Annotated in this window: 26 protein-coding genes and 1 other RNA gene; 11 read left to right on the top strand and 16 right to left on the bottom strand. The window is 46.4% G+C overall.

The features are described 5' to 3' along the window. Positions 1 to 168: 168 nt before the first annotated feature. The 3 genes from KO537_RS03415 to KO537_RS03425 form a co-directional block, all read right to left on the bottom strand. Positions 169 to 1,392 (bottom strand): FAD-dependent monooxygenase, encoded by a 1,224-nt coding sequence (locus KO537_RS03415; protein WP_219233861.1) that lies wholly within the window; start codon positions 1,390 to 1,392, stop codon positions 169 to 171. A 42-nt stretch (positions 1,393 to 1,434) separates the two neighbouring features. Next, entirely contained in the window at positions 1,435 to 2,676 is a 1,242-nt protein-coding gene (ubiH, locus tag KO537_RS03420; protein ID WP_219233862.1) for a 2-octaprenyl-6-methoxyphenyl hydroxylase, read from the bottom strand. Positions 2,677 to 2,855: 179 nt separating this feature from the next. Next, positions 2,856 to 3,431, bottom strand: coding sequence for a UPF0149 family protein (locus KO537_RS03425; RefSeq protein ID WP_105252998.1), 576 nt, complete (start codon positions 3,429 to 3,431; stop codon positions 2,856 to 2,858). Positions 3,432 to 3,666: 235 nt separating this feature from the next. On the opposite strand from KO537_RS03425, the gene KO537_RS03430 reads away from it, so the two are divergent. The 3 genes from KO537_RS03430 (at position 3,667) to KO537_RS03440 (ending at position 4,975) form a co-directional block, all read left to right on the top strand. Then, the gene (locus KO537_RS03430) at positions 3,667 to 3,969 is read left to right on the top strand and encodes a cell division protein ZapA (RefSeq protein WP_219233863.1); all 303 of its coding nucleotides are present in this window, start codon (positions 3,667 to 3,669) and stop codon (positions 3,967 to 3,969) included. 117 nt (positions 3,970 to 4,086) lie between these two features. Next, positions 4,087 to 4,267: non-coding RNA, 6S RNA (gene ssrS, locus KO537_RS03435), on the top strand. A 9-nt stretch (positions 4,268 to 4,276) separates the two neighbouring features. Continuing rightward, a complete protein-coding gene (locus KO537_RS03440) occupies positions 4,277 to 4,975 on the top strand; it encodes a 5-formyltetrahydrofolate cyclo-ligase (protein WP_219233864.1) in 699 nt (232 codons plus the stop codon). A gap of 224 nt (positions 4,976 to 5,199) precedes the next feature. Here the strand turns inward: KO537_RS03440 and folM are convergent, their stop codons facing one another. Beyond that, positions 5,200 to 5,946 carry a dihydromonapterin reductase gene (gene folM / locus KO537_RS03445; RefSeq protein WP_219233865.1) on the bottom strand — a complete coding sequence of 249 codons (747 nt, stop codon included), beginning with the start codon at positions 5,944 to 5,946 and terminating at the stop codon, positions 5,200 to 5,202. 253 nt (positions 5,947 to 6,199) lie between these two features. On the opposite strand from folM, the gene KO537_RS03450 reads away from it, so the two are divergent. Then, positions 6,200 to 6,598, top strand: a complete 399-nt coding sequence (locus tag KO537_RS03450) for a DUF393 domain-containing protein (protein ID WP_219233866.1) — start codon at positions 6,200 to 6,202, stop codon at positions 6,596 to 6,598. Positions 6,599 to 6,701: 103 nt separating this feature from the next. On the opposite strand, the gene mdh is transcribed toward KO537_RS03450, so the two are convergent. Beyond that, positions 6,702 to 7,637, bottom strand: coding sequence for a malate dehydrogenase (mdh, locus tag KO537_RS03455; protein WP_105250210.1), 936 nt, complete (start codon positions 7,635 to 7,637; stop codon positions 6,702 to 6,704). A gap of 294 nt (positions 7,638 to 7,931) precedes the next feature. Between mdh and argR the strand changes: the two genes are divergently transcribed. After that, complete coding sequence (gene argR / locus KO537_RS03460; protein WP_006080175.1) at positions 7,932 to 8,402, top strand: transcriptional regulator ArgR; 471 nt, start codon at positions 7,932 to 7,934, stop codon at positions 8,400 to 8,402. Between the two features lie 147 nt (positions 8,403 to 8,549). On the opposite strand, the gene KO537_RS03465 is transcribed toward argR, so the two are convergent. Further along, on the bottom strand, positions 8,550 to 9,182 hold the full coding sequence (locus tag KO537_RS03465; RefSeq protein WP_219233867.1) for an NAD(P)-dependent oxidoreductase: 633 nt from the start codon (positions 9,180 to 9,182) through the stop codon (positions 8,550 to 8,552). A gap of 106 nt (positions 9,183 to 9,288) precedes the next feature. On the opposite strand from KO537_RS03465, the gene KO537_RS03470 reads away from it, so the two are divergent. Continuing rightward, positions 9,289 to 10,191, top strand: coding sequence for a LysR family transcriptional regulator (locus KO537_RS03470; protein ID WP_219233868.1), 903 nt, complete (start codon positions 9,289 to 9,291; stop codon positions 10,189 to 10,191). A 73-nt stretch (positions 10,192 to 10,264) separates the two neighbouring features. Here KO537_RS03470 and KO537_RS03475 read toward each other — a convergent pair whose 3' ends face one another. The 5 genes from KO537_RS03475 to KO537_RS03495 form a co-directional block, all read right to left on the bottom strand. Further along, positions 10,265 to 11,200 carry a Dyp-type peroxidase gene (locus KO537_RS03475; protein ID WP_113939098.1) on the bottom strand — a complete coding sequence of 312 codons (936 nt, stop codon included), beginning with the start codon at positions 11,198 to 11,200 and terminating at the stop codon, positions 10,265 to 10,267. A gap of 248 nt (positions 11,201 to 11,448) precedes the next feature. Next, positions 11,449 to 13,161 carry a gamma-glutamyltransferase gene (ggt, locus tag KO537_RS03480; protein WP_173496717.1) on the bottom strand — a complete coding sequence of 571 codons (1,713 nt, stop codon included), beginning with the start codon at positions 13,159 to 13,161 and terminating at the stop codon, positions 11,449 to 11,451. Between the two features lie 145 nt (positions 13,162 to 13,306). Next, entirely contained in the window at positions 13,307 to 14,386 is a 1,080-nt protein-coding gene (locus KO537_RS03485) for an ABC transporter ATP-binding protein (RefSeq protein WP_219233869.1), read from the bottom strand. Beyond that, a complete protein-coding gene (locus KO537_RS03490) occupies positions 14,386 to 16,017 on the bottom strand; it encodes an iron ABC transporter permease (RefSeq protein WP_219233870.1) in 1,632 nt (543 codons plus the stop codon). The genes KO537_RS03485 and KO537_RS03490 overlap by 1 nt, the downstream gene beginning before the upstream one ends. A gap of 76 nt (positions 16,018 to 16,093) precedes the next feature. Beyond that, complete coding sequence (locus tag KO537_RS03495; protein WP_105250217.1) at positions 16,094 to 17,101, bottom strand: Fe(3+) ABC transporter substrate-binding protein; 1,008 nt, start codon at positions 17,099 to 17,101, stop codon at positions 16,094 to 16,096. A gap of 220 nt (positions 17,102 to 17,321) precedes the next feature. Here KO537_RS03495 and KO537_RS03500 point away from each other — a divergent pair, with 220 nt between their 5' ends. Further along, on the top strand, positions 17,322 to 17,723 hold the full coding sequence (locus tag KO537_RS03500) for a hypothetical protein (RefSeq protein ID WP_105250218.1): 402 nt from the start codon (positions 17,322 to 17,324) through the stop codon (positions 17,721 to 17,723). Positions 17,724 to 17,737: 14 nt separating this feature from the next. On the opposite strand, the gene KO537_RS03505 is transcribed toward KO537_RS03500, so the two are convergent. From KO537_RS03505 to KO537_RS03515, 3 genes are all read right to left on the bottom strand, one after another. Beyond that, complete coding sequence (locus KO537_RS03505) at positions 17,738 to 18,334, bottom strand: glutathione S-transferase N-terminal domain-containing protein (RefSeq protein ID WP_131525196.1); 597 nt, start codon at positions 18,332 to 18,334, stop codon at positions 17,738 to 17,740. Positions 18,335 to 18,426: 92 nt separating this feature from the next. Beyond that, entirely contained in the window at positions 18,427 to 19,176 is a 750-nt protein-coding gene (locus KO537_RS03510; protein WP_105250220.1) for a ferredoxin--NADP reductase, read from the bottom strand. 124 nt (positions 19,177 to 19,300) lie between these two features. After that, positions 19,301 to 19,927: a DUF5610 domain-containing protein gene (locus KO537_RS03515; protein WP_105250221.1), complete on the bottom strand. Its 627-nt coding sequence runs from the start codon at positions 19,925 to 19,927 to the stop codon at positions 19,301 to 19,303. 226 nt (positions 19,928 to 20,153) lie between these two features. Here KO537_RS03515 and KO537_RS03520 point away from each other — a divergent pair, with 226 nt between their 5' ends. From KO537_RS03520 to KO537_RS03530, 3 genes are all read left to right on the top strand, one after another. Continuing rightward, a complete protein-coding gene (locus KO537_RS03520; RefSeq protein ID WP_219233871.1) occupies positions 20,154 to 20,771 on the top strand; it encodes a histidine phosphatase family protein in 618 nt (205 codons plus the stop codon). Positions 20,772 to 20,782: 11 nt separating this feature from the next. After that, complete coding sequence (locus KO537_RS03525; protein WP_105250223.1) at positions 20,783 to 22,273, top strand: FMN-binding glutamate synthase family protein; 1,491 nt, start codon at positions 20,783 to 20,785, stop codon at positions 22,271 to 22,273. A gap of 151 nt (positions 22,274 to 22,424) precedes the next feature. Continuing rightward, positions 22,425 to 22,634 (top strand): hypothetical protein, encoded by a 210-nt coding sequence (locus tag KO537_RS03530; protein ID WP_105250224.1) that lies wholly within the window; start codon positions 22,425 to 22,427, stop codon positions 22,632 to 22,634. A gap of 108 nt (positions 22,635 to 22,742) precedes the next feature. Here KO537_RS03530 and KO537_RS03535 read toward each other — a convergent pair whose 3' ends face one another. Both KO537_RS03535 and KO537_RS03540 read right to left on the bottom strand, forming a co-directional pair. Further along, entirely contained in the window at positions 22,743 to 23,000 is a 258-nt protein-coding gene (locus KO537_RS03535; RefSeq protein WP_105250225.1) for a hypothetical protein, read from the bottom strand. A gap of 79 nt (positions 23,001 to 23,079) precedes the next feature. Next, positions 23,080 to 24,876, bottom strand: a complete 1,797-nt coding sequence (locus tag KO537_RS03540; protein ID WP_219233872.1) for an ABC transporter ATP-binding protein/permease — start codon at positions 24,874 to 24,876, stop codon at positions 23,080 to 23,082. Positions 24,877 to 25,348: 472 nt separating this feature from the next. Between KO537_RS03540 and KO537_RS03545 the strand changes: the two genes are divergently transcribed. Next, positions 25,349 to 25,525 carry a hypothetical protein gene (locus tag KO537_RS03545; RefSeq protein WP_105250227.1) on the top strand — a complete coding sequence of 59 codons (177 nt, stop codon included), beginning with the start codon at positions 25,349 to 25,351 and terminating at the stop codon, positions 25,523 to 25,525. The last annotated feature ends 8 nt before the right edge of the window (positions 25,526 to 25,533 follow it).

Here is a 25,533-nt window from a genome sequence, read left to right on the forward strand (position 1 = left end):
TTGCGTCACAAATTTGTATACAGGAGATTTTTCTAATCCGAAGCCATTGCCATTAGATTTTCTCATCTTCAACATGTAATTTTTTTACATGCGAAGGCCAGATTTGCGCAGCTTGCAGTCAATATGCTGATATTAGCGGCAATTCTGATCACATTAGCGCAACCTAGGCTAACGGCACAACTTAGGCAGTGCCGACTTATTGCCCATGGCCTGTTGTATGAACACTGTTTTCAGCCCAGCGACATTATCAACGAGATTTAATCCCAGATCGCGAATCGCCTTTTTGACTGGGTTTGAACCTTCGAATAGGCGTTTAAAGCCCTCCATCGCTGCGATCATCTCCATTGCATCGGCTTTGCGCCAACGTTCAAGTGCACGCAGCTGCGCATAATCGCCGATATCTTTACCCGCTTGCTGTAATTCGCTGATCACTTCGATAATGCTGGCCGCATCTAAAAAGCCGAGGTTCACCCCTTGGCCAGCCAGCGGATGAATAGTATGGGCAGCATCGCCTGCCAACACTAAACGGTGGCGGGCAAAATGGCGGGCGTAACGCATCCGTAATGGAAAAGCGTGGCGCTCGCTTTCCAGCTTGCAAATCCCTAAACGACCGTCGAAAGCAGCGGTTAAGTTGCGCTCAAATTGCACTTTATCCATTGCCAATAACTCAGTGGCGCGCTCGGGCGGCACCGACCAGACGATAGAGCAAAGATTGTCTTCATACAAAGGTAAAAATGCTAGCGGGCCGTCCTGCAAAAACACTTGGCGGGCGGTGGCAAGGTGTGGCATTTCGGTACAAATAGTTGCGACGATTGCGTGGTGGCCGTAATCCCAAAAGGTCAGCGGGATCTTGCATTGCTCGCGCACCCAAGAGTTGGCGCCATCAGCGGCTATCACAAGTGCGGCACTGACACTTTCTATTTCAGAATCGGCGCCATTGGCAAGGGTCAACCAAGCTTCGCGCTCACCAAAAGCAATGCGCTCTATGCGTTGGTTTTGAATATGGGTGATATTATCAAACTCACTGGCGCGTTTGGCGAGGGCAAAGCTAATGGCATCGTTTTCGATAATCGCGCCGAGACTGGTTTCGCTGATGCTGTTGGCATCAAAGGCAATTTTACCGAAACCGTCTTTATCCCACACCGCCATTTTTTGATAAGGCGTAGCGCGGGAAGTATCTAAATAACTCCATGCCCCTAAGTTTTCTAACAAGCGCTGGCTCGCCTTATTGATGGCGCTCACCCGTAAACGCGGCTCGCCGCTCACGGCCTCAGTGTGGCCCGCATCGATAACGACGACATTCAGATCGGCCTGCGCCAATCCAATCGCGGTGGCGAGTCCCACCATGCCGCCACCCACAATGGCGATGTCATAGGCTTGTGAACTTAACATGGGTACATCCTTTTCGCGTTGCGATACCAGTAAATTGCGGAGTTATTTCCAGCCCATTGCCTTTTGAGCGACGGGGGTTTTCAGTGGCGGAAACCAAGACAAAAGCCGTAATCCTAAGTTACGCCCCAGCGCCATCGGCCAATATTGGTTTGAAAAGCCACGGACTAAAAATTCGATATTTCGGATAGTGCTGTTTCTGTCGTGCTCGCGGGCATTAAGGTACGCATGGGTCAAAGCGGCGGAGCCGATATCTTCGCCCTGCGCGAGCGCCGTTTGGATCACCTCGAGCAAACTCACCACATCCCTCAACCCTAAGTTAAACCCTTGCCCCGCAATCGGATGCAGTGTCTGCGCCGCATTGCCGATAAACACACATCTGTGATGAATTGGCCTTGGCATATAGGACAAATTAAGCGGATACGCATGGCGCGCGCTGACATCGATAAACGTGCCCGCACGATAACCAAAGGCCTGTTGCAGCGCCGCTAAAAACTCGGCCTTAGGTGCGTCTTGCATCTGTTTAGCCCGCACATCATCGAGCGCCCACACGAGAGAAAAGCGAGGTTGACCTTGGCTATCAGCCATAGGCAATAACGCTAAGGGACCCGTTTGGGTAAAGCGCTCATAGGCCCAATGTTTGTGAGGCCTATTGGTTGGCAAATCGGCAGTTTGAATATTGGCAATAATGGCCGTTTGCTCAAAGGCCACTTGGGTCACAGGCAAATTAAAACTGCTGCGCACTTTGGATTGCAAACCATCTGCGGCAACCACAAGTTTGGCTTTAATTCGCTCGCCCGTATCGAGCACTAAGGTGTGACCTTCAACGTCGGGTTCTACTTGGGCAAGCTTGGCGGGGCAATAGAGTTTGACACTACTCTTATTCAACTCGTTAAACAGCACTTGGCCAACCCGTTCAAGCTCAACCACTTGGCCTAGGGCATCTAAATGAAACTGCGCCGCATTGAGTTCTGTCATGCCAAAGTGGCCGCGATCCGACACATGGATATTTTCAATCGCCGTGCCCAAATGGGCGAGCTTTTGCCATAAACCTAAACGGGATAATTCGAAAATAGAACCATGGGCGATAGCAATAGAGCGGGCATCGAACCCGGGGTGTTGCTTATCGGGAAGGTGCGCTTCGATTAAGGCGATAGAAAGTGGCCGAGCTGCGGATAAAGAAAGACGCGCGAGAGCTAACGCTAGGGTCGCCCCCGCCATCGCACCGCCTACAATCGCAATGTCGACGTGTTGAACTGAAGTATCCATGTGATTTGTGGCCGTCATGGGGATCTCATTCAAGCTTTGGCATAACACTAAGGCATGTAAACATAAAAGATGTAAACATCAATGCTATGCACTCAAAAACACCAGTGCTATGGACTCAAAGGCAGGTTTGCCCACCTTTGACATCTAATGAAGCCACTACTGTGTTAACTTATTGAACATTAAACAACTGCGGTAAATTAATGCACAACCGCAGTATCGTCAGCCTCACCATGGGGAAGCTCAGGACCAAACTCCGAGTAACACATGATGGCTGCAATACGAACAAACTCGAGTAATTCAGTGTAAGCGGCTTCGGATTCTTCATCGTCGGCAACATCAAATTCCACTTGGGCAATTTCCGCCAAGTCTTTGATCACTTCACGTACTTCTGCCGAGGCTTGATTCAATTTAGGCTGAATAATCGCCATGCCAGTCAAAAAACTCTGGGTCCACAGGGACAAGGCTTCAACACGTTGGCTGAGCGGCTCTTCTTCTTCGGGCAACAGCGGCATGAAACCAAATTCAAAATCCACTAAACGCGTCACTGAATCGTTAAACAAATCACACACTAATTGGTGCAACTGCGCCGGCAAAGGTTGACCATCGTTCATCAGGTCGAATAAAGGCTTGATCCAAGTGTCGCCAGTTTGCTCTACACCACCGCAAATTAAGCCGACTAAAGCACCGTGAACTTCTACCGGATGCTGGCCGATTTCAGCCGCATCTAAGGCGAGTTTTAAGCTGTCGATACGTAACGAAGGAGGGGTTGCCATATCAGATCCCAATAAGATTTTTCCAGCAGCAATGCTAGCAGAGATAAAGACTTGAACCAATACTGAATCCCAATAATGGCGAAATCGGCCACGCCCTGATAAAAAACTATCCAACTGCTCACACAAACAGCAAACAAAACCGTCAAAGACCAATCCATTTGCGGCTTACCTTGCACTTTTAAGATCAGCCCTATATAGTCCGCCCTAAGAGGCTAACGAAAGGATCACCCGCGACATGAGTAACAGTGCTGTTGAAATTACCCTACTTGGGCGCACCTACTCTATCGCTTGCCCGAAAGGTCAAGAGGATGCCTTACGTACGGTAGCGTTGGGAGTTGAACAACAACTCAGTGCGTTAAAAACCCGAACCAATAGCCTAAGCCGTGAAGAAATTGCGATCATGGCGGCGCTGAATATTGGACACGAGTTGTTCCAAGAAAAGCAAAAAAATAAGCACTACATGCAACAGATGGACGACAGGATCAGCTTGCTGCAGTCGACCCTCGAATGTGCCTTAGTTGAGCGTTCAACTAAATAGATTTAAACTGTGCACCTTAGTGATTTAACACTCATTGAGTTAAACCAACTGACGCACAGTGAATGGCTAAACTGGATTATCAACATAAACCAATGCTTTAGCGATTCAATACCGTTTTGCTCCCTGGGATGCATGCCAACTGGTAATGTCCCTGTGCCGATAATTTTTATCTCAGGGTGAATGCTTTACTGACATTGTGCATGCTCGGCTTGTACCGAGAAGCCTTAGGAGGTAATCATTTACCCGCCTTGAACCTACGGTTCAAGGGCTACACCGGTAGCGGCATTCTGGGGAGCATCTTAATTCTATGTCTACATCTTCCAAACTTTCTCATTTGAATCCCCAAAGCAACACGGCGCAGCTTGCCGTAGAAGTCGCTGATGCCGTAGATGTCGCAAGCTATGCGGCAAATATCGCACTCCATACAAAAGAAAGCCGCAATCTGTTACGCAAAGCCATTCGCACCGCCCGTAAATCTCTCTCCGAAATAGAACAAACCCAAGCAAGTTTAAACGCCTGCCAGCGAATGCTCGATGCATTGCAGACCAACAAAGCGCAACATGTGGCATTATATCTCACCCATGATGGCGAACTCGCCACGCCGCCGCTGATCGCTGCGCTGTGGCAGTTGGGCATAAACACCTATCTACCTAGGTTGCATCCCTTCAATGCCGGACAATTGTTATTCCTGCATTACACCGCAGACACCCCCATGCAGGCGAATCAATTCGGCATCTTAGAACCTAAATTAGATGTGCGCGCCATTATCCCAGTGACAGAATTAGATGTTGTTATCACACCATTAGTGGCTTTTGATTTAATGGGCAATCGCATGGGCATGGGCGGCGGTTATTACGATAGGACGCTGGCGAACTGGCAGCTTAAGGGTAAACCTTTGCCTATGGGTTACGCCCACGACTGTCAGCAAGTGACGAGTTTACCTTGCGAACATTGGGATGTGCCTTTACCGTTCATCATCACCCCAAGTCGGGTACTGACGTTTTGAAAAAGAAGGATCGAGAAACTAGAAGCTAGGGCGCTTCGCTGCTAGAAAAAGCAGAGCGTCGCTCCATAACTGCTCCTGCACTCTTTTTATTAAAGAGTTCTACCTCCTACATCTGACCACTATGGAGGGTAAAAATGTCATATTTGGTATGAAACAAAATAGATCATGCAGTCGTTAGCTCCTTCTAGAATCTAGAGCCATGCAGTGGCGTTCTAGAGCCTTCTCTACCTTAAATGCCGGCCACCATCGACATTATGGCAACGACCACTGACGTAGCGGCTATTCAGCAGATATTCCACTAAGTCGATAATTTCCTCATTCCCCGCCTCTTTCGGCAACAGCGCTTTGGCTAATGTTTTTTGCTGATAGGCAACATCATCTCCTGCATTAAATAGGATCATCGCAGGCGCAATCGAATTCACTTTGACCTCGGGCGCAAATTTGGTGGCAAAGGATAGCGTCATATTGTGCAGCGCGGCTTTACTGGCGGCATAGGCGATATGCTTCTGACTGCCCTTCTCTGCCACATAGTCAGTAATATGAATCACATCACTGCCGCCGATTTCATCGCCAGCAGCCGCACGTAGCTGCGCCTCTAAGGCCAAGTTCAACTGATAGGGTACGCTCACATGCACTTGCATCATGCGCTGCAGCACTTGGCTCGGCGCAAAAGTGGTACTCTTTAAAGATTCATTCTTTGTAAGCACAGGATCAGGCAGCCAGTCAGAGGCATTGTGAATAATGGCGCGAATTTGCGGCAATTTAGCTAACTCAGCAATTAAGGTTCGCACTTGGGCATCGTCATAAAAATCACAGGGATACAGGGTCGCACCTAAGGTGGTAAGCTCATCAATGCTAGCGTAATGGCTGCGATAAGTACCAATCACGCGCTGACCTTGGGCGAGAAAATGTTTGGCTAAGGCGTAACCTATGCGTTTACCTACGCCTGTGATTATGATGGGAGATGTCATACCTATCCTTTTGAGTCGTTATTTGTCAGGCTTTACCTTGTGCACTTAAAAATCAGCAATCAAGTTAAACTGATGAATAACCAAGATGTTACTGCACTCATTTGAATTTAACCTAACAAAAAGCCAAATGAGGGGCTGATCCGTTCAACAATCGCTTCGATCTAAAACCCTTTCTTCTGCGTATAGGGTAGAAGAAAACCAAGTTTAAGTACTTACTTCAAGTATTGTGATCAAGTCATCAGAGGTAATACCGATGGAACTGCGGATTTTTTACGATGGGAATTGTCCATTATGTAGCGCCGAAATGCGTCAACTGAAAGCGCGCGATCCGAAGAACTTGATTGCGCTTGAGGATTTAAATGCGCCGGACTTTAATGAGCGCTTCAGCCATATCAATAAAGACTACGCAAATACGATTCTCCATGGCGAAACCGCAACGGGCGAAGTGTTACTCGGGTTAGATGTCACCTGTAAAGCGTGGGCACTGACAGGCACACGTGCTTGGATCCAACTGTTACGCCTGCCCGTGATTAAAACTGTGGCCGATTGGTGCTATCTCAGATTCGCAAAACACAGATATCGCATCTCTTATTTACTGACGGGCAAAGCCCGCTGCGACGATAATTGCCAAATTCCCACTAAGCGCCGCTGATCGACTGAATTCGATTGGTAAAGCGTAAAACCCAGGCATAAAAAAACGGAGCTCAATGGCTCCGTTTTTAATTCGTCATAATCTAAAAAGATTATCCGAAAGATTATTTAACGAAATCAACGCCTAGTTTGATATCGCCTTTCAGCGTATCTAACATAGAATCACGAGCGTTAGCTTCGAATGCACTCACTTCACCGTAAGGCAGTACTTTTTCAATACCGTTTTTGCCTAACAGCACAGGTTGTGCGAAGAATTCAGCATGCTCGCTGCCGCCGTCAACATAGGCGCATTCAACGATGTTAGCTTCGCCTTGCAGACCACGAACCAGAGACAAACCGAAACGGCAAGCCGCTTGACCCATAGACAGAGTCGCGCTTCCGCCACCGGCTTTAGCTTCAACCACTTCGGTACCCGCGTTTTGGATGCGAGTCGTCAGACTTGCCACTTCTTCGTCAGTGAAAGTCGCGCCTTCAACTTGAGACAGTAATGGCAGAATAGTCACGCCGCTGTGGCCGCCGATCACATTCACTTTAACGTCAGCAACGTTCAGGCCTTTTAATTCGGCGATGAAAGTTTCAGAGCGGATCACGTCTAGAGTCGTGATACCGAACAGACGGTTCTTATCGTAAACACCCGCTTTTTTCATCACTTCTGCAGCGATAGCTACGGTCGTGTTGACTGGGTTAGTGATAATGCCAACCAAAGCCGTAGGGCAAGTTGCCGCTACTTTTTCGATCAGGTTGCGAACGATACCCGCATTGATATTGAACAGATCAGAACGATCCATACCAGGCTTACGCGCAACACCAGCAGAAATTAGAACAACGTCAGCACCCACTAGGGCAGGCGTTGGATCTTCACCAGCAAAACCTTTGATTTCAACAGCAGTTGGAATGTGGCTCAAGTCAACCGCAACACCCGGAGTTACCGGTGCGATATCATATAGAGACAATTGTGAACCCGCAGGCAATTGAGTTTTTAACAGTAGGGCAAGAGCCTGGCCGATACCACCAGCAGCACCAAGTACAGCAACTTTCATAGTTATCTCCGTTATTTCTCGGATATGTGTGACATGGATCTAATTTGCGTTGGCGTCACATTACTGGAATGTCACAACAATTTCAATTATCCCTTAGTCGTGGGACAAAAGAATTCCTGGATAACGTAGAAGCAATGTAGAACAATTACTCAAATTGGGATTTTTACGCCCCCTACAAACGCTTAACCACTGGGGCTTAGTGAATTTTTATTCAACCAATCTGGTTATTTGTTGACAATTTTTCTAAAAATATTCAAAATGGGCCTGTTTTTTTGAATAACGAATAATAATATTATGCAAACGACCAAGAATCAGGATGACCTTGTTAGAATTTTTAAGTCGATTTTAAAAGAAGAGCGCTTTGGCTCTCAGAGTGAAATCGTCACCGCCTTGCAAGCTGAAGGCTTTGGTAATATTAACCAATCGAAAGTGTCACGCATGCTCAGCAAGTTCGGCGCAGTGCGGACTCGCAACGCTAAGCAAGAGATGGTGTATTGCTTACCAGCCGAATTAGGCGTACCCACCGCGGGTAGCCCACTGAAGAATTTGGTACTCGACGTCGATCACAACCAAGCTATGATCGTCGTGCGAACTAGCCCAGGTGCCGCACAGCTGATTGCCCGCTTGTTGGATTCTATCGGTAAACCAGAAGGCATTTTGGGTACGATTGCCGGTGATGACACTATCTTTATTTGCCCATCGAGCATCCAAGATATCGCCGATACCTTAGAAACCATCAAATCTTTATTCAATTACGCAGAATAAAAAAACAGGTCAGTGAGCTGACCTGTTCTATTTTATCTGTACATTTTGAAGTGCAATATAGCGCTGGTTATTTGGCCATTGTCCCGATTACGTTACACATTCCAGCACAATATCTAACTCACAATATCTAACTCAACTATAACGATATCAGTAAGCCACGCTGATACGCTGATTTGGGTGAGTGCCCTTTTCGGCTTCATCTACCATGGCTTTTGCGTAATCGGTTACAGAGATACGGCTTTGACCATTAGCATCGGTAAAGAAGCTGTCGCCACCAAGACGGTACGGGCCTTCACTCTCACCGGGATAAATCTCAGCGGCTGGGCTCACAAAGGTCCAATTGATTGCCGTTTGCGCCGCACGGAATACCTGCAAAGCTTCACCCTGAGCTAACGCCTCATCTTTATATGCTGCTGGGAAATCTGGACTAGAGACCAGCGTCACACCCGGCGCCACTTCTAAACTCCCAGCACCACCGACCCACAATAAACGTGACACGTTAGCGTTAGGCAGCACATCCAGTAAATGCTGAACCGTACTCGCCACTAGACCATGATTTTGTTGGGCGCGGCCACCAACGGCGGCAATCACGACATCTACGCCAGCAAAGGTATCGGCGACCAATGGCTGCTCTAAATCCACGGCACGTACTGCCACGTCAGCCACGGATAACTTACTTGGATCACGCACTAACGCTGTCACTTGATGTCCACGACTCTGTGCTTCTTTTAAAATTGCACCACCGATCCAACCCGTTGCACCTAAAATTGCGATTTTCATTTCATTGTCTCACTCAGATGATTTACATTGGATCCAGTTTACTTGCAGTTTTTCACCTAATAAACATCAATAATTGAGCATGATTGTTTCAATATAGGATACTAATGTGGATAAAATTGCCGCTATACGCAGTTTCGTCGAAGTCGCAAACTGTGGCAGCTTTACCAAAGCTGCCGAACATTTAGACCTCAGCCGCCTGCAGGTTTCCCGTCATATTCAAGAAGTGGAGCAGTGGTTGAGTTTACGCTTATTACACCGCACCACGCGCAGCGCCAGCTTGACTTTGCAGGGTGAGGAAGCGCTGCAATTTTGCCAGCGGATCTTAAGTGAAGTTGCTGCCATGGAGAGCCGTGCCCACAGCCATAACAGTGAACTGGTAGGCAGTATTCGTATCGCTACGCCTATTGGCCTAGGGCAGCACAGTCTATTTGATGTCGTCGATCGCTTTATTAAAATTCATCCTAAGGTCAACATTCAACTGGTGATGTCGGACAGTTTTGCGCAATTGGTAGATGAAAGAGTCGACGTGGCGCTACGCTATACCGAGCAACCCGATGAGAATCTCATAGCTCGGCGTTTGATGACCATAGATGCGGTACTTTGCGCGGCGCCGAGCTATCTTGATAGCGCAACGCCACTCCTCGAACCCATAGATCTGCTGGCCCACAACTGCCTCATACACTCAGCGCAACAAAACTGGCCTTTTCTAAAAGAACTGCAAGCCGAGCACGTCAAAGTTACAGGGAATCTTAGGGCTAACGATATGGGAGTGTTGGTCAGTGCGGCGCTACGTGGACATGGCATAGTGCGTTTACCCTGTGACTTAGCTAACCAATACCTTGCCAGTGGTCAACTCAAAGAAGTCCTACCCGAATTTACGACACCAGGCCAAACCCTGTGGGCGGTATATTTGTCCCGCAGTTATCAGCAAAATCTAGTGCGCGCCTTTATCGATTTCACCGCCCAGCAATGGCAGCTCGATATCAAAAAATGGGTTCCCGCGCATTAGCATAAAAAAACGCACTTAGGCGTTAGCTTAAGTGCGTCTCGATTAATGCTAATTCGGCTTGATTATAGAAAGCTTATTCGTCGAACTGCAGCATAAAATCCAGTGCGGGGGCAAAGAAAGATGAACCTGTCATCGCCTTAGTAAAATGCATCAAGTGATCATGATTGCCTTCGCCATCACCAAACATCATGCTATGCAGCATCTTTTCAAAATGTTCTGGCGTGCGGCAGTTAGAGATAAACATTAATCCCTGCTCCTTCAGCGAACCATAGGGCATACTCTGACGCAGGATCTCCATTGATTTACCATCGGCGTCTTTAAGATTAACGCGCTTGATATGGCTGGTCAGTGGCTTATCTTCAGATTCATACTCGATATTATCTTGCTTGGTTCGACCGATTATATCCTCTTGTTTTTTAACTGGTAACCTATGCCACTTACTTAAGTTATGGGCATATTTTTGCACATGAATATAGCTGCCACCCTTAAACTCAGGATCTTCATCACCCACAAGTGCCACTTCTTGGCGGTGGCGCCCCTTAGGGTTTTCGGTGCCATCGACAAAACCAGTCAAATCACGGCTATCCATAAATCTAAAGCCACGCTCTTCTTCAACTAACTCCACTAAATCTTCAAACATTTGGCTGATTTCATTAGCCACTAAATGCAGAATATCGTAACGATCACTGCGAATATGCACGAATAAATCATATTCAATTGCAGGTGCTTCACGACTGCCCACTTGCATCGCAGGGAAAGGTTTAAGCAGTTCTGGGCGAGCAGTAGGATAGAGGCTATCCCAATAATTAGCACCAATACCAACAAAACCATTGAATGCACTGTCGGAATATTGATCTGTCAGCTCATAAATATACTGCGCAACGTTGGCAAGACAGGGACGTAATTGCGACTCGACATTGTCATTGGCATTAAACATCAAATAGACACTGTGTAAGTTCCCCTCTGCACACACACCCAACTGTTCACGCGGCATATTTTGAATATCCATTTGGTTATCACCCTTTTTCTAAATTCATTTTCGGCAATATTATCCGCAACTTTACCTAAAAATGACATTAACTAACGCACAGTTTGCTCTGATCTGTTTATGATAATGCCAATAGCGGAGCATTATCCCACCCCAGATCCTTAAACATAAAAATTGACGAGACCATTAAAGTCTCGCCAATCAGTTAAATCGAATCAATGACGTCAGGTTCACTCAGTGTTGAGCTTACCTTAGCATTTATCTTAGTGTTAATAGCCTGCGGCGTGACCATCCTTGCGACTCTCAGAGGCCGCACGATATACGCCGGTTTCGGCATTAAATCCAATGGCTTGATAGCCACCAAACTCCCCAAGTCCATCACGCAGCACATGGCCTTTCTTAATCAACTCACGACGGGTTTCTACCGGAAAACCTGATTCCAGACTGACGTAGCCGCCATCCTTCATCACTTCGCCAGTGGGCTCGGTTGAACCCATATGCAAAATTCTGGGGGCATCGCCCGCTTCTTGCAAGTTCATTTTAAAATCAATCAGATTCATTACAATCTGCGCGTGCATTTGTGGCTGAGTCGCGCCGCCCATCACCCCAAAGCTCAGCCAAGGTTTACCGTCTTTGGTCACAAAAGCCGGAATAATGGTATGGAATGGACGCTTGCCCGGTGCGTAGGTATTAAAACGCCCTTCTGTTAAATCAAACATCTGCCCGCGGTCTTGCAGCACAAAGCCGAGATCCGGCGGTGTCATCCCTGAACCCATACCACGGTAATTACTCTGAATGAGTGACACCATGTTGCCATCTTTGTCGGCAGTAGTCAGGTACACAGTATCGCCATGTTGCAACGCTGGATTACCCGCATCGACACTCTTGGCGGCTTTTGTAGGGTCAATCAACTTAGCGCGATCATAGTTATATTTCTGTGAGATAAGCTCGGTAACGGGCACTTTATTAAAGGCCATATCGGCATAAAACTTAGCTCTGTCAGCAAAGGCGAGTTTCTTTGCTTCGACAAATAAATGGACATATTCAGGACTATTAAAGCCCATGGCAGCCACATTAAAGGGTTCCATGGTTTTTAAGATTTGTAGCGCCGCAATGCCTTGACCATTAGGTGGCAGTTCCCACACATCGTAACCACGGTAGTTCACCGAAACGGGATCTATCCAGTCGCTAGTATGGCTCGCTAAGTCATCATAACTTAAATAACCACCTTGGGATTTCATGTACTTATCAATACTTTTGGCAATATCACCTTTATAGAAAGCATCGCGGCCGCCCTTGGCAATTTTCTCATAGGTGTTAGCAAGCGCGGGATTTTTAAAGATTTCCCCTACGGTAGGCATCTTACCATTAGGCATATAGGTTTCTTTAAAACCGGGGAATTTAGCCAGTTTTTTACCACTGCCATCAAGGTAATAGGCAATCAACTCTGACACAGGGAAACCATCACGGGCGTAATGAATGGCAGGCGCGAGGTTATCAGCCATAGCTAATTTACCAAACTTATTATGCAGCTCATACCAACCGTCCACAGTGCCCGGTACAGAAACCGGCAAAGGTCCAAGCGGCGGTAAATAGTCTAATCCGAGGGATTTAAGCTTTTCTAAACTTAAGGATTTGGGACTGCGCCCCGATGCATTTAGACCATAGAGGCGTTTATCTTTTGCGCTCCAAACGATAGCAAATAAGTCCCCGCCGACACCCGAGCCCGTTGGCTCGACTAATCCTAACATAGCGTTAGCGGCAATCGCTGCATCGACCGCACTGCCGCCCTGTTTGAGTATATCAATAGCGACTTGCGTGGCTAAAGGCTGACTGGTCGCCGCCATCCCTTGGGTTGCATACACTTCTGATCGCGTTGCGAAGGCTTTACCTGTGATCCTATCCATGGCCATCACTCCTGAAGACGATATTGCCGTTGCTACAATAACGAGGGTGCAAATTGAATTTATTGTTTTTATCATAATTCCTCCAAAACCGGAGGATAAAAGTAGCAAGGATGGTCGAAAATATCACCAACCAATACCGTATAGACCCAAGTTAAACGTAAGCAAAAATGTCGTACTTTAGTTGGCTATGCTATATCAGCATTGAATAAATACTCATCGCTTAGATTGGGTCCCCACAGTTTGAATATGCTGAAGATTCAAACAGCACAAGCGAATGCGGCTCTGTCGTTACCCCAACCTTTTGACCGATACTTAGCTGCATCATTTGGCTACGCACCTCCACATAATAAGCATGGGAAGCGGCCTCAATTTTGACCCAATAATGACAAAAGGCGCCTAAGAAACGTCGCTCAGTGATAGTACCAACGCCCTGTTCATCTGCGCTGAGCGTCAATTGCTGTGGTCGCAAGAATACTGTTCCGCTGAACTCGCTCGGCAAATTTAATGGCGTGAGGCTGGTTAAATGACCTATGGGAGTGACAACACTGTGCCCATCAAACACTGCTGCAGGTAAGTAATTACCGCTACCTAAAAAGTCCGCCACATAGCGGCTGTTTGGGGCGGCATATAAGGCTTCGGCACTACCATGCTGCACTATGATGCCTTGATTAAAGATGGCTAAAGTATCTGCAAATACAAAGGCTTCATCCTTGCTATGAGTAACAAACACCGCGCTGACATTACGCTGTTTTAAGATGCTGCGAATTTCCGCCATCATCTCGTAGCGCACTTGGGCATCAATATTGGAAAAAGGCTCATCGAGCAGCAATAACTGCGGCTCATAGGCAAGTGCCCGCGCAATCGAAACTCGCTGCTGCTGACCGCCAGATAATTCATGGGGATAACGCTGTGCCAACCCTTCAAGTTTGACCAAGGCTAGCATTTCATCCAAACGTGCCTGACGTTCTGCGCCCGACAATCTAGCCACCCCAAAAAGGATATTTTCCGCCACAGTCAAATGAGGGAAAAGCGCATAGTCTTGAAAAATCATGCCGATGCCGCGCTGCTCGCTAGGTACAAACTGGCTATCGCCACTCACTATACGACCATTAATCTGGATTTCACCTTGGCTTATGGCCTGTAATCCAGCAACTGCACGCAATAAGGTCGTCTTGCCACAACCGCTTGGGCCTAACAACGCCAGGATTTCCCCTTGGGCGAGCGTTAAACTCAAACCCTTAAGTACTTGCAGGCCCTTATAATCGCTATGAATTTGCTTAAGCTTGAGCGTACTTGTCATCAGCTGTGGTGCTCCAATGAACGGTTTAAATAAATAAGCGGCACTAAACCCACCAGTACAATCACAATAGCAGCTAATGCGCCGTGCTCGAGTTTTTCATCGGACGCAAACTGGAATACATAAGTTGCAAGATTCTCAAAGCCGATAGGCCGCAGCAATAACGCAGCGGGCAGTTCCTTCATGCTTTCGATAAACACCAATAAAGCGCCCGCAAATAATCCCTTGGCAAGTAAAGGCAAATGCACCCGCCGCAAAAGTTGCCTAGGAGTTTGCCCCATGGTCAGGCTCACCATGTCTAGCGATGGCGAGATGCGTTTATAACTGCTTTCAACACTGCCAATCGCAATTGCCACGAAACGCACACAAAAAGCAAAAATCAATGCCATCACACTGCCTGTTAGGATAAGACCAGGACCTGCGATGCCGACAAGATCCGCCAGATCGTTAATCGCAAAATCTAACATAGTTAAAGGCACTAATACCCCAATAGCCAGCACAGTGCCTGGTAAGGCATAGCCCGTCGAAGCTAACCGTGAGGGCAAAGCATCACTCTGTCTTGGGCTTATCCGGCGAACGAACATAAGCAGTAAGGCGATTAAGCAACAGAGTAAACTGGTGATCAGCGCAAGACTGAGGCTGTTAAGACTCAATTGCCAAAAACTCTTATCCCAGCTTTGTTCAAAGTAACCAATCGCATAGGATAATAAAATCCCGAAAGGTAACAGAAAGGCTAATAGCAATAGCATGCCGCAAAAGCTGAGTGCGACCAAGGTTTGAGTCATCGAGAGTCGATACAAGTCTGTGGCTTGTATACGTGATTGTTTTTGGAATAACTGCTGTTTACGACGGGCAAAACGCTCAAATCCAATCAGGCTAAATACCACCAGCAAGATAATCGCCGATAACTTAGCGGCGGCGGTCAAATTGCCATAACCCAACCAAGTGTCGTACACGGCTGTCGTTAAGGTGGGCACGGCAAAATAGTTAACCGTTGCAAAATCAGCGGCCGTCTCCATCGCCACTAAAGCCACCCCAACGGCGAGCGCAGGCCTTGCCATAGGCAAAGATAAACGCCAAAAACTTTGCCACGGTGAACAGCCCATAATGCGCGAAGCATGCGCCAAACTTAAGGATTGCTCCATAAAAGCGGTACGCGCCAAGAGATAAATATAGGGAAACAATACCAGCGACAACATACACGCCGCGCCGCCTAAGGTACGAATATCGGGGAAGAAATAATCCTGCGGTGAGTCCCAGCCAAATATCGAACGAAGACCGCGCTGCACTGGCCCCGCATAATCGAGTAAATCGGTATAGACGTAGGCAACAATATACGCAGGCATAGCGAGGGGCAATAATAGCGCCCATTGCAAATATCGCCTGCCTACAAAGTCACAACGAGCCATCAACCAAGCGCAAGGTAACGCGAGTAATAACGCCCCCAGACTCACCCAGAAAATCAGCAATAAACTATTAATGATATATGTCGGCAGAACCGTTGCCATCAAGTGCCCAAACACGGCTTCGTCAGGCTGAAAAGCTTGAAATATCAACGCAAATAGTGGCAATACCAGCAAGGCGGCCACGGCATAACCAGCAAGCGACCAGCTTCTGGCTAATCCTAAAATCATGTCAATCCTTAAAACGTCACAGCGCCAATCACTGGCGCTGATAACCTAAATCTGCATTTTGTCGCTAGTACTGGAGCTAGAGATCAAACTGCACTTCATCTAATAGCTTAACCGCCGCTTGGTGATATTCTGCCAACTTAAAAATGGGCAATTGATCTGACTTAAACTTACCCCATGAAGCCACTAAAGATGAAGGTGCCACATCGGCTTTCACTGGATATTCCATATTCACATCGGCATAAGCCTTCTGAGCCACATCGGCGGATAAGAACTCCATCAATTTGATCGCATTGGCTTTATTAGGCGCATGGCGAGTGAGTACCATACCAGACACATTCACATGGGCACCGCGGTCAGCTTGGTTCGGGAAGTTGAGCGTCACAGCTTCGGCAATCGCCTTTTGCTCAGGATCCTGCAACATATTGCCGTAATAGTAGCTATTACCAATGGCGATCTCACACACACCTTCTTTTACTGCGGCAATTTGCCCCCTGTCGTTCCCCTGAGGTTTGCGGGCTAAATTAGTTTTCACGCCTTGTAACCAAGTTTTTGCCTCAGCTTCACCGTGATGAGCAATCATAGATGCGACTAACGCTATGTTGTATGGATGCTTACCACTGCGAGTACAAATCTTTCCTTTATATTTGGGATCGGCTAATTCTTCATAGGTCAATTGCTGCAGGCCTAAACGAGCCTTGGCTGTATAGAGATTTCGCACCCGCATAGTCAGGGCATACCACTGGCCATCGGGATCGCGATACTGCGCAGGAATATTGCTCTCTAGCAGGGGATTTTTGACTGGAGAGGTTAGATCTTTATCCACTAATTCAACTAAACGTGAAAAATCAGACGTCAGCACAAGATCTGCTGGGGATAAACGGCCTTCACGGACGAGACGCTCGGCAATACCGTCTTTAGCAAATACCAAATTCACACCTATGCCAGTTTCTTCGGTGAAACGCGTCAGGATAGGCTCCACCAAGAAAGCTTGGCGATAAGAATAAACGGTTAATTTATCATCTGCATTCGCTGAATGCCCAACCGACATTAACCCAAAAACAGCCGCGCAAGTTACCCATTTCATTACCGAATTCTCCCCAAAGTGATGACGTGTTCAGTAAAATTTGAACACTAACGCATTAATGATAATGCTTATCAGTTTCGCAAGAGTAATAGATACAGAACTTGAGAGCAAGCAGCTAATTAACTTTATGTTTTTAATGGTATTAATCTGAAAATTTGAGATTATCTCAAATCAAACTAAACTGAACCTTAATTTGATAAAAATGCTTTCAGGAGGCGTTATGTTAACTGTTTTGCTGCTAGGCGTAGCCGCAATTGCGCTATTTGGCTTATTCAAACTCAATAGTCGTCCCAAAAGACATAAACACTCTTCTCAAGCTGCTGATCCCAGCATTAATAAGACTCACAGTTTTCACAGTGTGAGCATAGTGAATAACGGCAGTTGCTGTGAGCAGATTGAAGCGCTTTCTGGAAAACGATTTTTATCAAAAGATGCGCCCGAAATTCCGATGGAAGAATGCACTATGGCAAACTGCCAATGCCGCTATCAACATCATGAAGACAGGCGCCAACTAGGCAATGATCGCAGAGTAGAATATGGGGTTACTCGTGAATTATTCGGCGCTTTTGGTGAACAAAATCGCCGTGATAGGCCAAAAGGAAGACGCGCAACCGACGGTTGAGCATCCTCTGCGGATTATTGGGGACGAGTTTGAATAAATGCAGGTAAATCACGCATTTCACTGAACCAAAGTGCTGTCGCAGGTGCAACCTTACGCCAATCTAGCTCTGGATGTCTAAAATCCACATAATCGAGTAAGCAAATCAAAGCTAATTGCGGTGCTTGAATCGTGGTTTGGGTGATCACAGTTTGAAGCTCAATCTGCATAAGGCCGCGCAGCAGTGCTTGTTCAAAACGTGCAGTCCAAAATACTGATCTCACGCCTTCTTCTTCACGCATTTGCTCTTGGCGTAATTTCACCGCGCTATCGATTAAGCCTTTGACTAAAGAATACTGACACTCCAGCACCCAGTTATTATTTGAGATCCCAAACATCTTACGATCGCCAAGCTCTGCATCTAGGTAACGCATGATCACTTCACTATCGAATAGTGCTACACCATCGTTGGTAATAAGACATGGGATCTGTCCTAACGGGTTAGCATCGAGTAATTCGGCGCTGTTTTCAAAGGGATTAACTAACTGCTCTTCAATATTGTTAATCCCTAGATACTGGATTAAGGCTCTTACACAACGGGCATAGGGCGAAGCTTGAGAACTTAACAACTTCATCAAAAATTTCCTTTTGTTTGCATTAAACGCTATGGCTTTTTAGGGGCAAGAACGGCAACAAGTTTACTCTCGCCTTCTATGTAAAATTGAGATTACCAGTATTTTTCAACGGTAATTTGCCCAGGAGCACGGCGTAAATTCTTCACTAACCCTTTATCGAGTAAAGCGGCTTGCGCACCGTTAATCATACCCGGATTGCCGCAGATCATAACTTGAGAGTCAGCAGCGTTTAAGGTTAATCCTGCCTTTTTTTCGATTTCACCCGAGACTATTCCCTCGGGAATGCGGCACTGCAAAGCATCGGCAAAGGGTTTACGGGTCACACTCAAGACTAATGTAAATTGTTCAGGGTATTTGCGTTCTAAATTACGCAGCTTATCAAGATATGCCAAATCCTGTGCCTCGCGCACGCCATACACAAGCACGACTTTTTCAAAACGCTCCCAAGGTTCATCGGTGTCGAGCATAGACAAAAATGGCCCTACTGCTGTTCCTGTGGCTAAAAACCACAAATGCTTCCCTTGGAGTTCACCCTTAGGAATTTCAGCTAAGGTCATAAAACCGGTCGCGGTTGAGGTAATTTCAATTTCATCGCCTATTGCAAGGTTGTGTAATTGAGGCGATAACAGGCCATCCTCTACTGCAACGGCGAGCACCTCGGCATAGGGTTTATCGGGAGAATTTACTAAGGAGTAGGCTCTAGCCACACGCTTATCATCTTGCATTTGACTTAACTTGATAAACTGACCAGGAATAAATGGAGCTAACTCGGCAGCAATGCGCAATGAGAATAACTTATCACTCCAATCAATACGTTCTATCACTTGTCCCCTAATCCACATAACTTGCCCTCAAGCGAAACGTTAAATAGGCTTCCAGCATAGACTTTTTTCTGCACAACAAAAACCCCTTATATAAGGGGCTTATGACTATAACGCTGAATATAGAACTGAAAATACTGAGGTATTAACTCGGACTCGATACTGTCTCATCAGTCTTCTTGTTAAAGCTATCTCTAAAGGCTTGCAGCCCCTCTTGCACTAAGCTGTAGGTTTTATCGACACCATCGGCAATATCACCCTGCAATACTTTAAGGCCGGACAGAATATCTTTAGCCTCTTTAAAGCCATTGTCGATGGCACCGCCAATAATCCCCATAAAGCTATCGAGTTGATCACTTAGACTCATACCCGAATTTTGTTGTTGGTGAATGCTAAAAAACTGCGTCGCAAAACTCACGATACGATCTGCAGTCGCTTCTGGAGAAGTATCTACGCCATTATCATAAGCCGTCTGAATCGCGTTCTCGCCCATAGTGGGCGCTAATTCTTTATTAATCGACTCTATCGCTGCGCGATAAAGCAAGGCCATAGACTGATCGCCTGACTTGATATTCACATCTTGCTGTGCCGATAAAATCGCTTGATTCATCAGCTGCTTGCTCGTTTGCTGCGCAGTTTGCTTCGAGGTTACTTCTGTGGCTTTCGCGTCCTTCGAATCACTCACTTCGGTGCCCTTAGACGCCGCGTTTTCAGCATATTTTTTCTGTGGCAAAGGGGTACTTTGCACTTGAGGGGGTTTATTGATTTCCATGATGACTATCCATTCAATTCGGGTCGACTTAATTATCGACCAAAATTTAACCAGCTTTAGTAATTTTTAGAATTGAAGTACCATCTGACCACAAGGCCATGATAAGGCCCACATAAATTAAGTGGGTTCATTCTTTAATAAGGTGCATAAAGCGCCAACCCACCGCAATGCAGATCATTACTATCGCTGAGCTTAGACATAAGCCAATAGAAAAGGATGTTACACCATGGCAGCAGGCCGCAGTTTGAGTCATTTCCGCTTTCACGGGTTTACACTAATCCTTAAGCACTATTTTAAGCATAATCTGGGTATCAATATAAAACGCTTTAGCCTGCTAACAAGCCTCGTCATATTCACTTGCCTCGGCTTTACTCCCATTAGCCAAGCTCATGCGGAGAGCAGACTAATTATTTTAGTCAGACATGCCGAAAAAGCCGACACGCCAGCCAATAACCCGCAGTTATCACCCAAGGGAGAAATGCGCGCAACATCACTGATCACTGCCTTGAGCCGCACGCCGCTTTCGCAACTTATTGCGACTCAATACCTAAGAACCCAACAAACACTCGCGCCCATCGCCGAGGATCGCCATTTACCTGTGACGATAGTAGAAGCAGCCAAACCTATCGAAGGACATATCCAACACATTGTTGAACAAGTGCATGCTGTAAAGGGCAATACACTCATCGTTGGGCATTCAAACACTGTCCCACTGATCATTAAAGCCCTTGGCGGACCAGAGATCCAAGCGATCAGTGAAGATGACTATAGCCAGCTGTTTTTACTCTCTCTTAATGATGACCAACCTGCGAGCTTGATCGCCACCCGTTACGGACAAGAATAAGGATAAATAACATGAGTGAACTCAATTGGTTTATGTGGGGACTCGATCTATTTTCAGGGTTGTTTTTAATTGTAATAGGACTCGCAGTACTCGCGGTTATTTACATGTATATCGCAGATAAAATGCAGACCAAACAAGCGGTAAGACATAACTATCCTGTAATTGGTCGCTTTCGGTATCTGTTCGAGAAACAAGGCGAGTTCTTTAGACAATACTTTTTTGCCCAAGACAGAGAAGAACTACCATTCAACCGTGCAGAACGCAGTTGGGTTTACCGCGCGGCTAAAAATGTCGATAGAACTATCGCCTTTGGTTCGACTCGCCCCTTAGATAACGCCGGTACCATTATGTTTATGAATACCGCCTTCCCAACCCAAGATGAAGAGATCACACCCATTCATCCACTGACAATTGGCACCAATTGCCGCCAACCCTATACGACTCAAGCCATTTGTCATATTTCAGCCATGAGCTTTGGGGCTCTATCGCGCCCAGCAATTACCGCCCTTTCCCACGGTGCAGCGCAGGCGGGTTGCTGGCTTAACACAGGTGAAGGCGGCTTGAGCCCTTATCATCTAAAAGGTGGCTGCGATATCGTCTTTCAAATTGGAACGGCCAAATACGGTGTACGTAATGAGCACGGACATTTAGACGATGAAAAGCTCAAGTCGATAGCCATTCATCCCGAAGTCAAAATGTTCGAAATTAAAATGAGTCAAGGAGCTAAACCGGGTAAAGGTGGCATTTTACCTGGGATCAAAGTCACGGCTGAAATTGCCCATATTCGCGGTATTCCTCAGGGTTATGACTCTATTAGCCCTAATGGTCATATTGAGTTCAAATCCGTGAACGATATTTTGGATATGGTTGAACGAGTACGTGAAGTTACAGGTAAACCAACGGGCATTAAGGCCGTACTCGGTGACGTGCAGTGGCTCGAAGATTTATGTGATGAAATTGAACGTCGTGGCGAAGACTCTGCCCCCGACTTCTTTACCTTAGACAGTGCCGATGGCGGCACAGGCGCAGCACCACAACCTTTAATGGATTATGTAGGATTACCACTGAAGGAAAGCTTACCTATCCTAGTTAATGTCTTGATCCAACGAGGCTTGCGTAAACGTATCAAAGTCATCGCTTCGGGTAAACTCATAGTGCCATCAAGAGTCGCTTGGGCTTTGGCATTAGGTGCCGACTTCATCGCATCGGCCCGTGGCAATATGTTCGCCCTAGGTTGTATTCAAGCCTTACAGTGCAATAGAGATACCTGCCCAACGGGCATCACAACGCACAATCCCAAACTACAACAAGGACTCGATCCTAGGGATAAATCGGCTCGTGTTGCTAACTATAATCATAATTTACACCATGACTTAGCCTTAATTGCGCACTCTTGCGGAGTCACAGAACCAAGACAACTCAAACCTTCACATGTCCGAATTGTGCTCGATAGCGGTTTATCCATTTCACTCGATAAATACTATGCACATATGGATAAGTAGCCGCGAACCCTCGCGGTTAATGGCGAATACAACTTTCGTCTATATAGGGTTTACATAAGGTATATTTGAATGCGTATCACAAAAGAGGTAAGATCCGTGACGTGAGACATTATTCAAATGTCTTACCCACAATTGAACTTAAGGAAACACTTTGAAATCTAGCTTCGTAAGCCAACTGCCCGCCAGTAAAACTGTAAGCACTAGCTGTAAGAGCTGTAATCGCCTGACCGAGATCGAAGGTGAACTAGTGTGTTTTCGCGAAGGGCAGATCATTCGACTCACTTTGATAGATGAGTCAGTACCTAAATTGAATCTTTTATGTGAAGGTTGGAAAGCGGGGAAGTTGAACGGCGTAGCTTAATTCAGCCATATTTTATCTCTGGAGTCTCTCTAGAGCATCAAGAATAGAGGCTCACCTCTATTCTCGGACGTTCTCACCTAAACTGTACTAAAGCACTAGCGAACACACCTAACGCATACCCATAAAGTCACTTGTCGGCGCGTTCATATCGCGGATGACACCTGCCAGCACCATTTCTGGATTGACTTTAGCCAAGGTAAGTCGCCGAGTTGTAACCAACAGGCCCGCGTTCAACTCAGCATGAATGCGTTGCAATGAATCATAATCAACACCACGTTTTTTCAATGTCGCCATGATGGCATACCAATCAGTGGCGACTTTTTCTTCTTTGCCTTCAATATTAGCTCTCAGTGTAATATTTTCCATGCCAGATCTCTTCCGATTGATGTGTTGACATTGAGTATAGAGAGCCGAAGCTGAATAAAGACTGAACTGTATTACGCTATTAACTGCTCAGAGGAGTATGTTGTTGCTCATTTTGTATCCGCCATAATTTGGCATAGAGACCATTTGCCAACAGCAAAGTCTGATGATTACCTTGCTCAACTATTTCTCCTTGGCTTAATACGACTATTTGATCGGCATCAACTATCGTCGATAGCCTATGAGCCACCACTAGGCTAGTGTGCCCCTTAGCGACTTCCCGCAGTGCCGACAAAATAGCTTGCTCGGAGCGACTATCGAGTGAAGATGTCGCCTCATCAAACACCAGCACGGGCGAGCCCTTCAAAATAGCCCTTGCTATCGCGACCCGCTGTTTTTCTCCGCCAGATAGCTTTAAGCCGCGCTCACCCACCTTTGTGTCCCAACCAAGGGCAAGTGATGCAATAAATTGCTCTAAGTGCGCTAATTTAATAGCGTTACGCACCTCTTCATCCGTCGCGCTTGGGCGACCATAACGTATATTTTCGACTAATGAATCGTTAAACAGCACAGTATCCTGCGGCACTATAGCAATGGCACGCCGCAGCGCATCTTGGGTGAGATGGCGGATATCTTGTCCATCGATTTTAATCGCACCTTGGTCCACATCGTAAAATCGAAATAGCAGTTTAATCAGGGTCGATTTACCTGCACCACTATCACCTACAACAGCCACCTTTTTACCGGCTTCAACCTTAAAGCTCACGTCCCGCAGAATTTGCCGCTCATCGTAGCTAAAATTAACATTTTCAAATATCAACTCACCCTTAGTGGGTTGAAAATCGAGCGCTTGGGGTAAGTCGACTATCATAGGATGTTTATCGAGCAGGCTAAACATGCGCTCAATATTGGCTAACGCGCCGCGAATTTCGCGATATACAAAACCTAAGAAGTTAAGGGGTAAAAAGAGCTGCATCATAAACGCATTAATCAACACAAAATCACCTAAGGTCATATCGCCATAGGTAACTCTGTATGCCGCCAGCGCCATCATAGCCGTCATCGCCAAAGCGATAATCACAGCTTGTCCACCATTGAGCGCAAACAAAGATAAGCGGTTTTTACGTTTAGCGACTTCCCACTGTTCAAGCGCTTGGTCATAGCGCTGCGACTCATACTTTTCATTATTAAAATACTTTACCGTTTCATAGTTCAGCAAGCTGTCGATGGCACGGGTGTTCGATAACGAGTCAGCCTTGGCCGCATCACGTACATACTCAGTGCGCCATTCGGTCGCGACCACAGAAAAAATAATATAAGCCAGCACAGCAATAAAGGTGATTGCCGCAAACGCAATACCATAGTTATAGAAGAAAATGCCAATCACCATGACAATTTCGAGCAAGGTTGGCACTATGTTGAACACCATAAAACGCATGAGGAAACTCACGCCGCTGGTGCCGCGTTCAATATCGCGGGATAAGCCACCGGTTTTGCGCTCTAGATGAAAATCGAGGTCAAGTCGGTGTAAATGGTCGAATACCGCTAAACCTAAACGGCGGATCGCCCGCTCTGTTACGCGGCCAAACAAGGTATCGCGGATCTCCCCCGTAATCGCCGTCAGTAAACGAATCGCACCATAGGCCAACACTAATCCTACGGGCACACTGAGGGCTTGCGCGGTTTTATCGGCATCTAAGGTGTCGACCAAATGCTTCAGAATAAAAGGCAGACCAACGCTGGTCAGCTTAGCGATGATGAGACATGACATCGCCAGCGCAATACGGCCTTTGTATTCCAATAAGTAAGGCCAAAGCAGTTTCATGACGTGCCAGTTTAATTTATCGACTGGACCTTCAAAATATAACGTTGGGCGCATAAGACATAACCTTGAATGAGTTATGCCAATTGTAACAGTTCACACCGGACATAAGCTAAGCGAAACTAGCAAAGTCTGAATAAAATCAATCAGATTTTCCTGACAGACAAATAGACTTATTCACGACATACTCAGCAGCTATTTTGATTGTATTTAAAGTCAAAACATCATACTTACGCATTACACTGGCGTATTCACAATAAATGAATTTATACTGATTTGTGTTCAGGCATGTACCGTTTTGCTTAACCTCAGAGCCGTATGTAAGAGGATAAGAGTGCAATGGAAGAAGGCTTGGCACAGAGTTGCTGCTGTTGATTATTTTTGCAGTTTTGCCCAAAATGCCATGGAGGCGGTTATACAAATCAATAGAATTTGTTAACCTCTACGCGCTAGATTTTGCGATTCATACGCCCAAGTTCTAGCGAGAACATTAAGACAAACAAATTAAATTAAGATCAAAGGAAGCTTTATGTTGGATTCCGCTAAAGTTCAATACCCGCCATTACCACTGATCCAAACTTGGGTGTGGATGATGATCGAATCAGGCAATCCAGAGATACAAGATAAAGGTAGAAACAACCTTATTGCCGCCTTTGGTAGCTTAGCCAAAGCAAATGAATACATTGTTGAAATAAGCAATAAATAGATAAAACA

The sequence above is a fragment of the Shewanella sp. NKUCC01_JLK genome, assembly GCF_019345615.1.
In the GTDB taxonomy this organism is placed as follows: Bacteria; Pseudomonadota; Gammaproteobacteria; order Enterobacterales; family Shewanellaceae; genus Shewanella; species Shewanella oncorhynchi.

What these genes read in the sequence shown, in the direction of transcription:
- KO537_RS03490 (WP_219233870.1), bottom strand. Translation starts at nt 16,017, where the DNA reads ATGATTTTAGGATTAGCCAGAAGCTGGTCGCTTGCTGGTTATGCCGTG.
- KO537_RS03465 (WP_219233867.1), bottom strand. Translation starts at nt 9,182, where the DNA reads ATGAAAATCGCAATTTTAGGTGCAACGGGTTGGATCGGTGGTGCAATT.
- KO537_RS03500 (WP_105250218.1), top strand. Translation starts at nt 17,322, where the DNA reads ATGTTAACTGTTTTGCTGCTAGGCGTAGCCGCAATTGCGCTATTTGGC.
- KO537_RS03450 (WP_219233866.1), top strand. Translation starts at nt 6,200, where the DNA reads ATGGAACTGCGGATTTTTTACGATGGGAATTGTCCATTATGTAGCGCC.
- KO537_RS03505 (WP_131525196.1), bottom strand. Translation starts at nt 18,334, where the DNA reads ATGAAGTTGTTAAGTTCTCAAGCTTCGCCCTATGCCCGTTGTGTAAGA.
- KO537_RS03515 (WP_105250221.1), bottom strand. Translation starts at nt 19,927, where the DNA reads ATGGAAATCAATAAACCCCCTCAAGTGCAAAGTACCCCTTTGCCACAG.
- ubiH (WP_219233862.1), bottom strand. Translation starts at nt 2,676, where the DNA reads ATGACGGCCACAAATCACATGGATACTTCAGTTCAACACGTCGACATT.
- KO537_RS03520 (WP_219233871.1), top strand. Translation starts at nt 20,154, where the DNA reads ATGGCAGCAGGCCGCAGTTTGAGTCATTTCCGCTTTCACGGGTTTACA.
- folM (WP_219233865.1), bottom strand. Translation starts at nt 5,946, where the DNA reads ATGACATCTCCCATCATAATCACAGGCGTAGGTAAACGCATAGGTTAC.
- KO537_RS03430 (WP_219233863.1), top strand. Translation starts at nt 3,667, where the DNA reads ATGAGTAACAGTGCTGTTGAAATTACCCTACTTGGGCGCACCTACTCT.
- KO537_RS03495 (WP_105250217.1), bottom strand. Translation starts at nt 17,101, where the DNA reads ATGAAATGGGTAACTTGCGCGGCTGTTTTTGGGTTAATGTCGGTTGGG.
- KO537_RS03425 (WP_105252998.1), bottom strand. Translation starts at nt 3,431, where the DNA reads ATGGCAACCCCTCCTTCGTTACGTATCGACAGCTTAAAACTCGCCTTA.
- KO537_RS03545 (WP_105250227.1), top strand. Translation starts at nt 25,349, where the DNA reads ATGTTGGATTCCGCTAAAGTTCAATACCCGCCATTACCACTGATCCAA.
- mdh (WP_105250210.1), bottom strand. Translation starts at nt 7,637, where the DNA reads ATGAAAGTTGCTGTACTTGGTGCTGCTGGTGGTATCGGCCAGGCTCTT.
- KO537_RS03440 (WP_219233864.1), top strand. Translation starts at nt 4,277, where the DNA reads ATGTCTACATCTTCCAAACTTTCTCATTTGAATCCCCAAAGCAACACG.
- KO537_RS03415 (WP_219233861.1), bottom strand. Translation starts at nt 1,392, where the DNA reads ATGTTAAGTTCACAAGCCTATGACATCGCCATTGTGGGTGGCGGCATG.
- KO537_RS03475 (WP_113939098.1), bottom strand. Translation starts at nt 11,200, where the DNA reads ATGGATATTCAAAATATGCCGCGTGAACAGTTGGGTGTGTGTGCAGAG.
- KO537_RS03510 (WP_105250220.1), bottom strand. Translation starts at nt 19,176, where the DNA reads ATGTGGATTAGGGGACAAGTGATAGAACGTATTGATTGGAGTGATAAG.
- argR (WP_006080175.1), top strand. Translation starts at nt 7,932, where the DNA reads ATGCAAACGACCAAGAATCAGGATGACCTTGTTAGAATTTTTAAGTCG.
- ggt (WP_173496717.1), bottom strand. Translation starts at nt 13,161, where the DNA reads ATGATAAAAACAATAAATTCAATTTGCACCCTCGTTATTGTAGCAACG.
- KO537_RS03540 (WP_219233872.1), bottom strand. Translation starts at nt 24,876, where the DNA reads ATGCGCCCAACGTTATATTTTGAAGGTCCAGTCGATAAATTAAACTGG.
- KO537_RS03535 (WP_105250225.1), bottom strand. Translation starts at nt 23,000, where the DNA reads ATGGAAAATATTACACTGAGAGCTAATATTGAAGGCAAAGAAGAAAAA.
- KO537_RS03485 (WP_219233869.1), bottom strand. Translation starts at nt 14,386, where the DNA reads ATGACAAGTACGCTCAAGCTTAAGCAAATTCATAGCGATTATAAGGGC.
- KO537_RS03525 (WP_105250223.1), top strand. Translation starts at nt 20,783, where the DNA reads ATGAGTGAACTCAATTGGTTTATGTGGGGACTCGATCTATTTTCAGGG.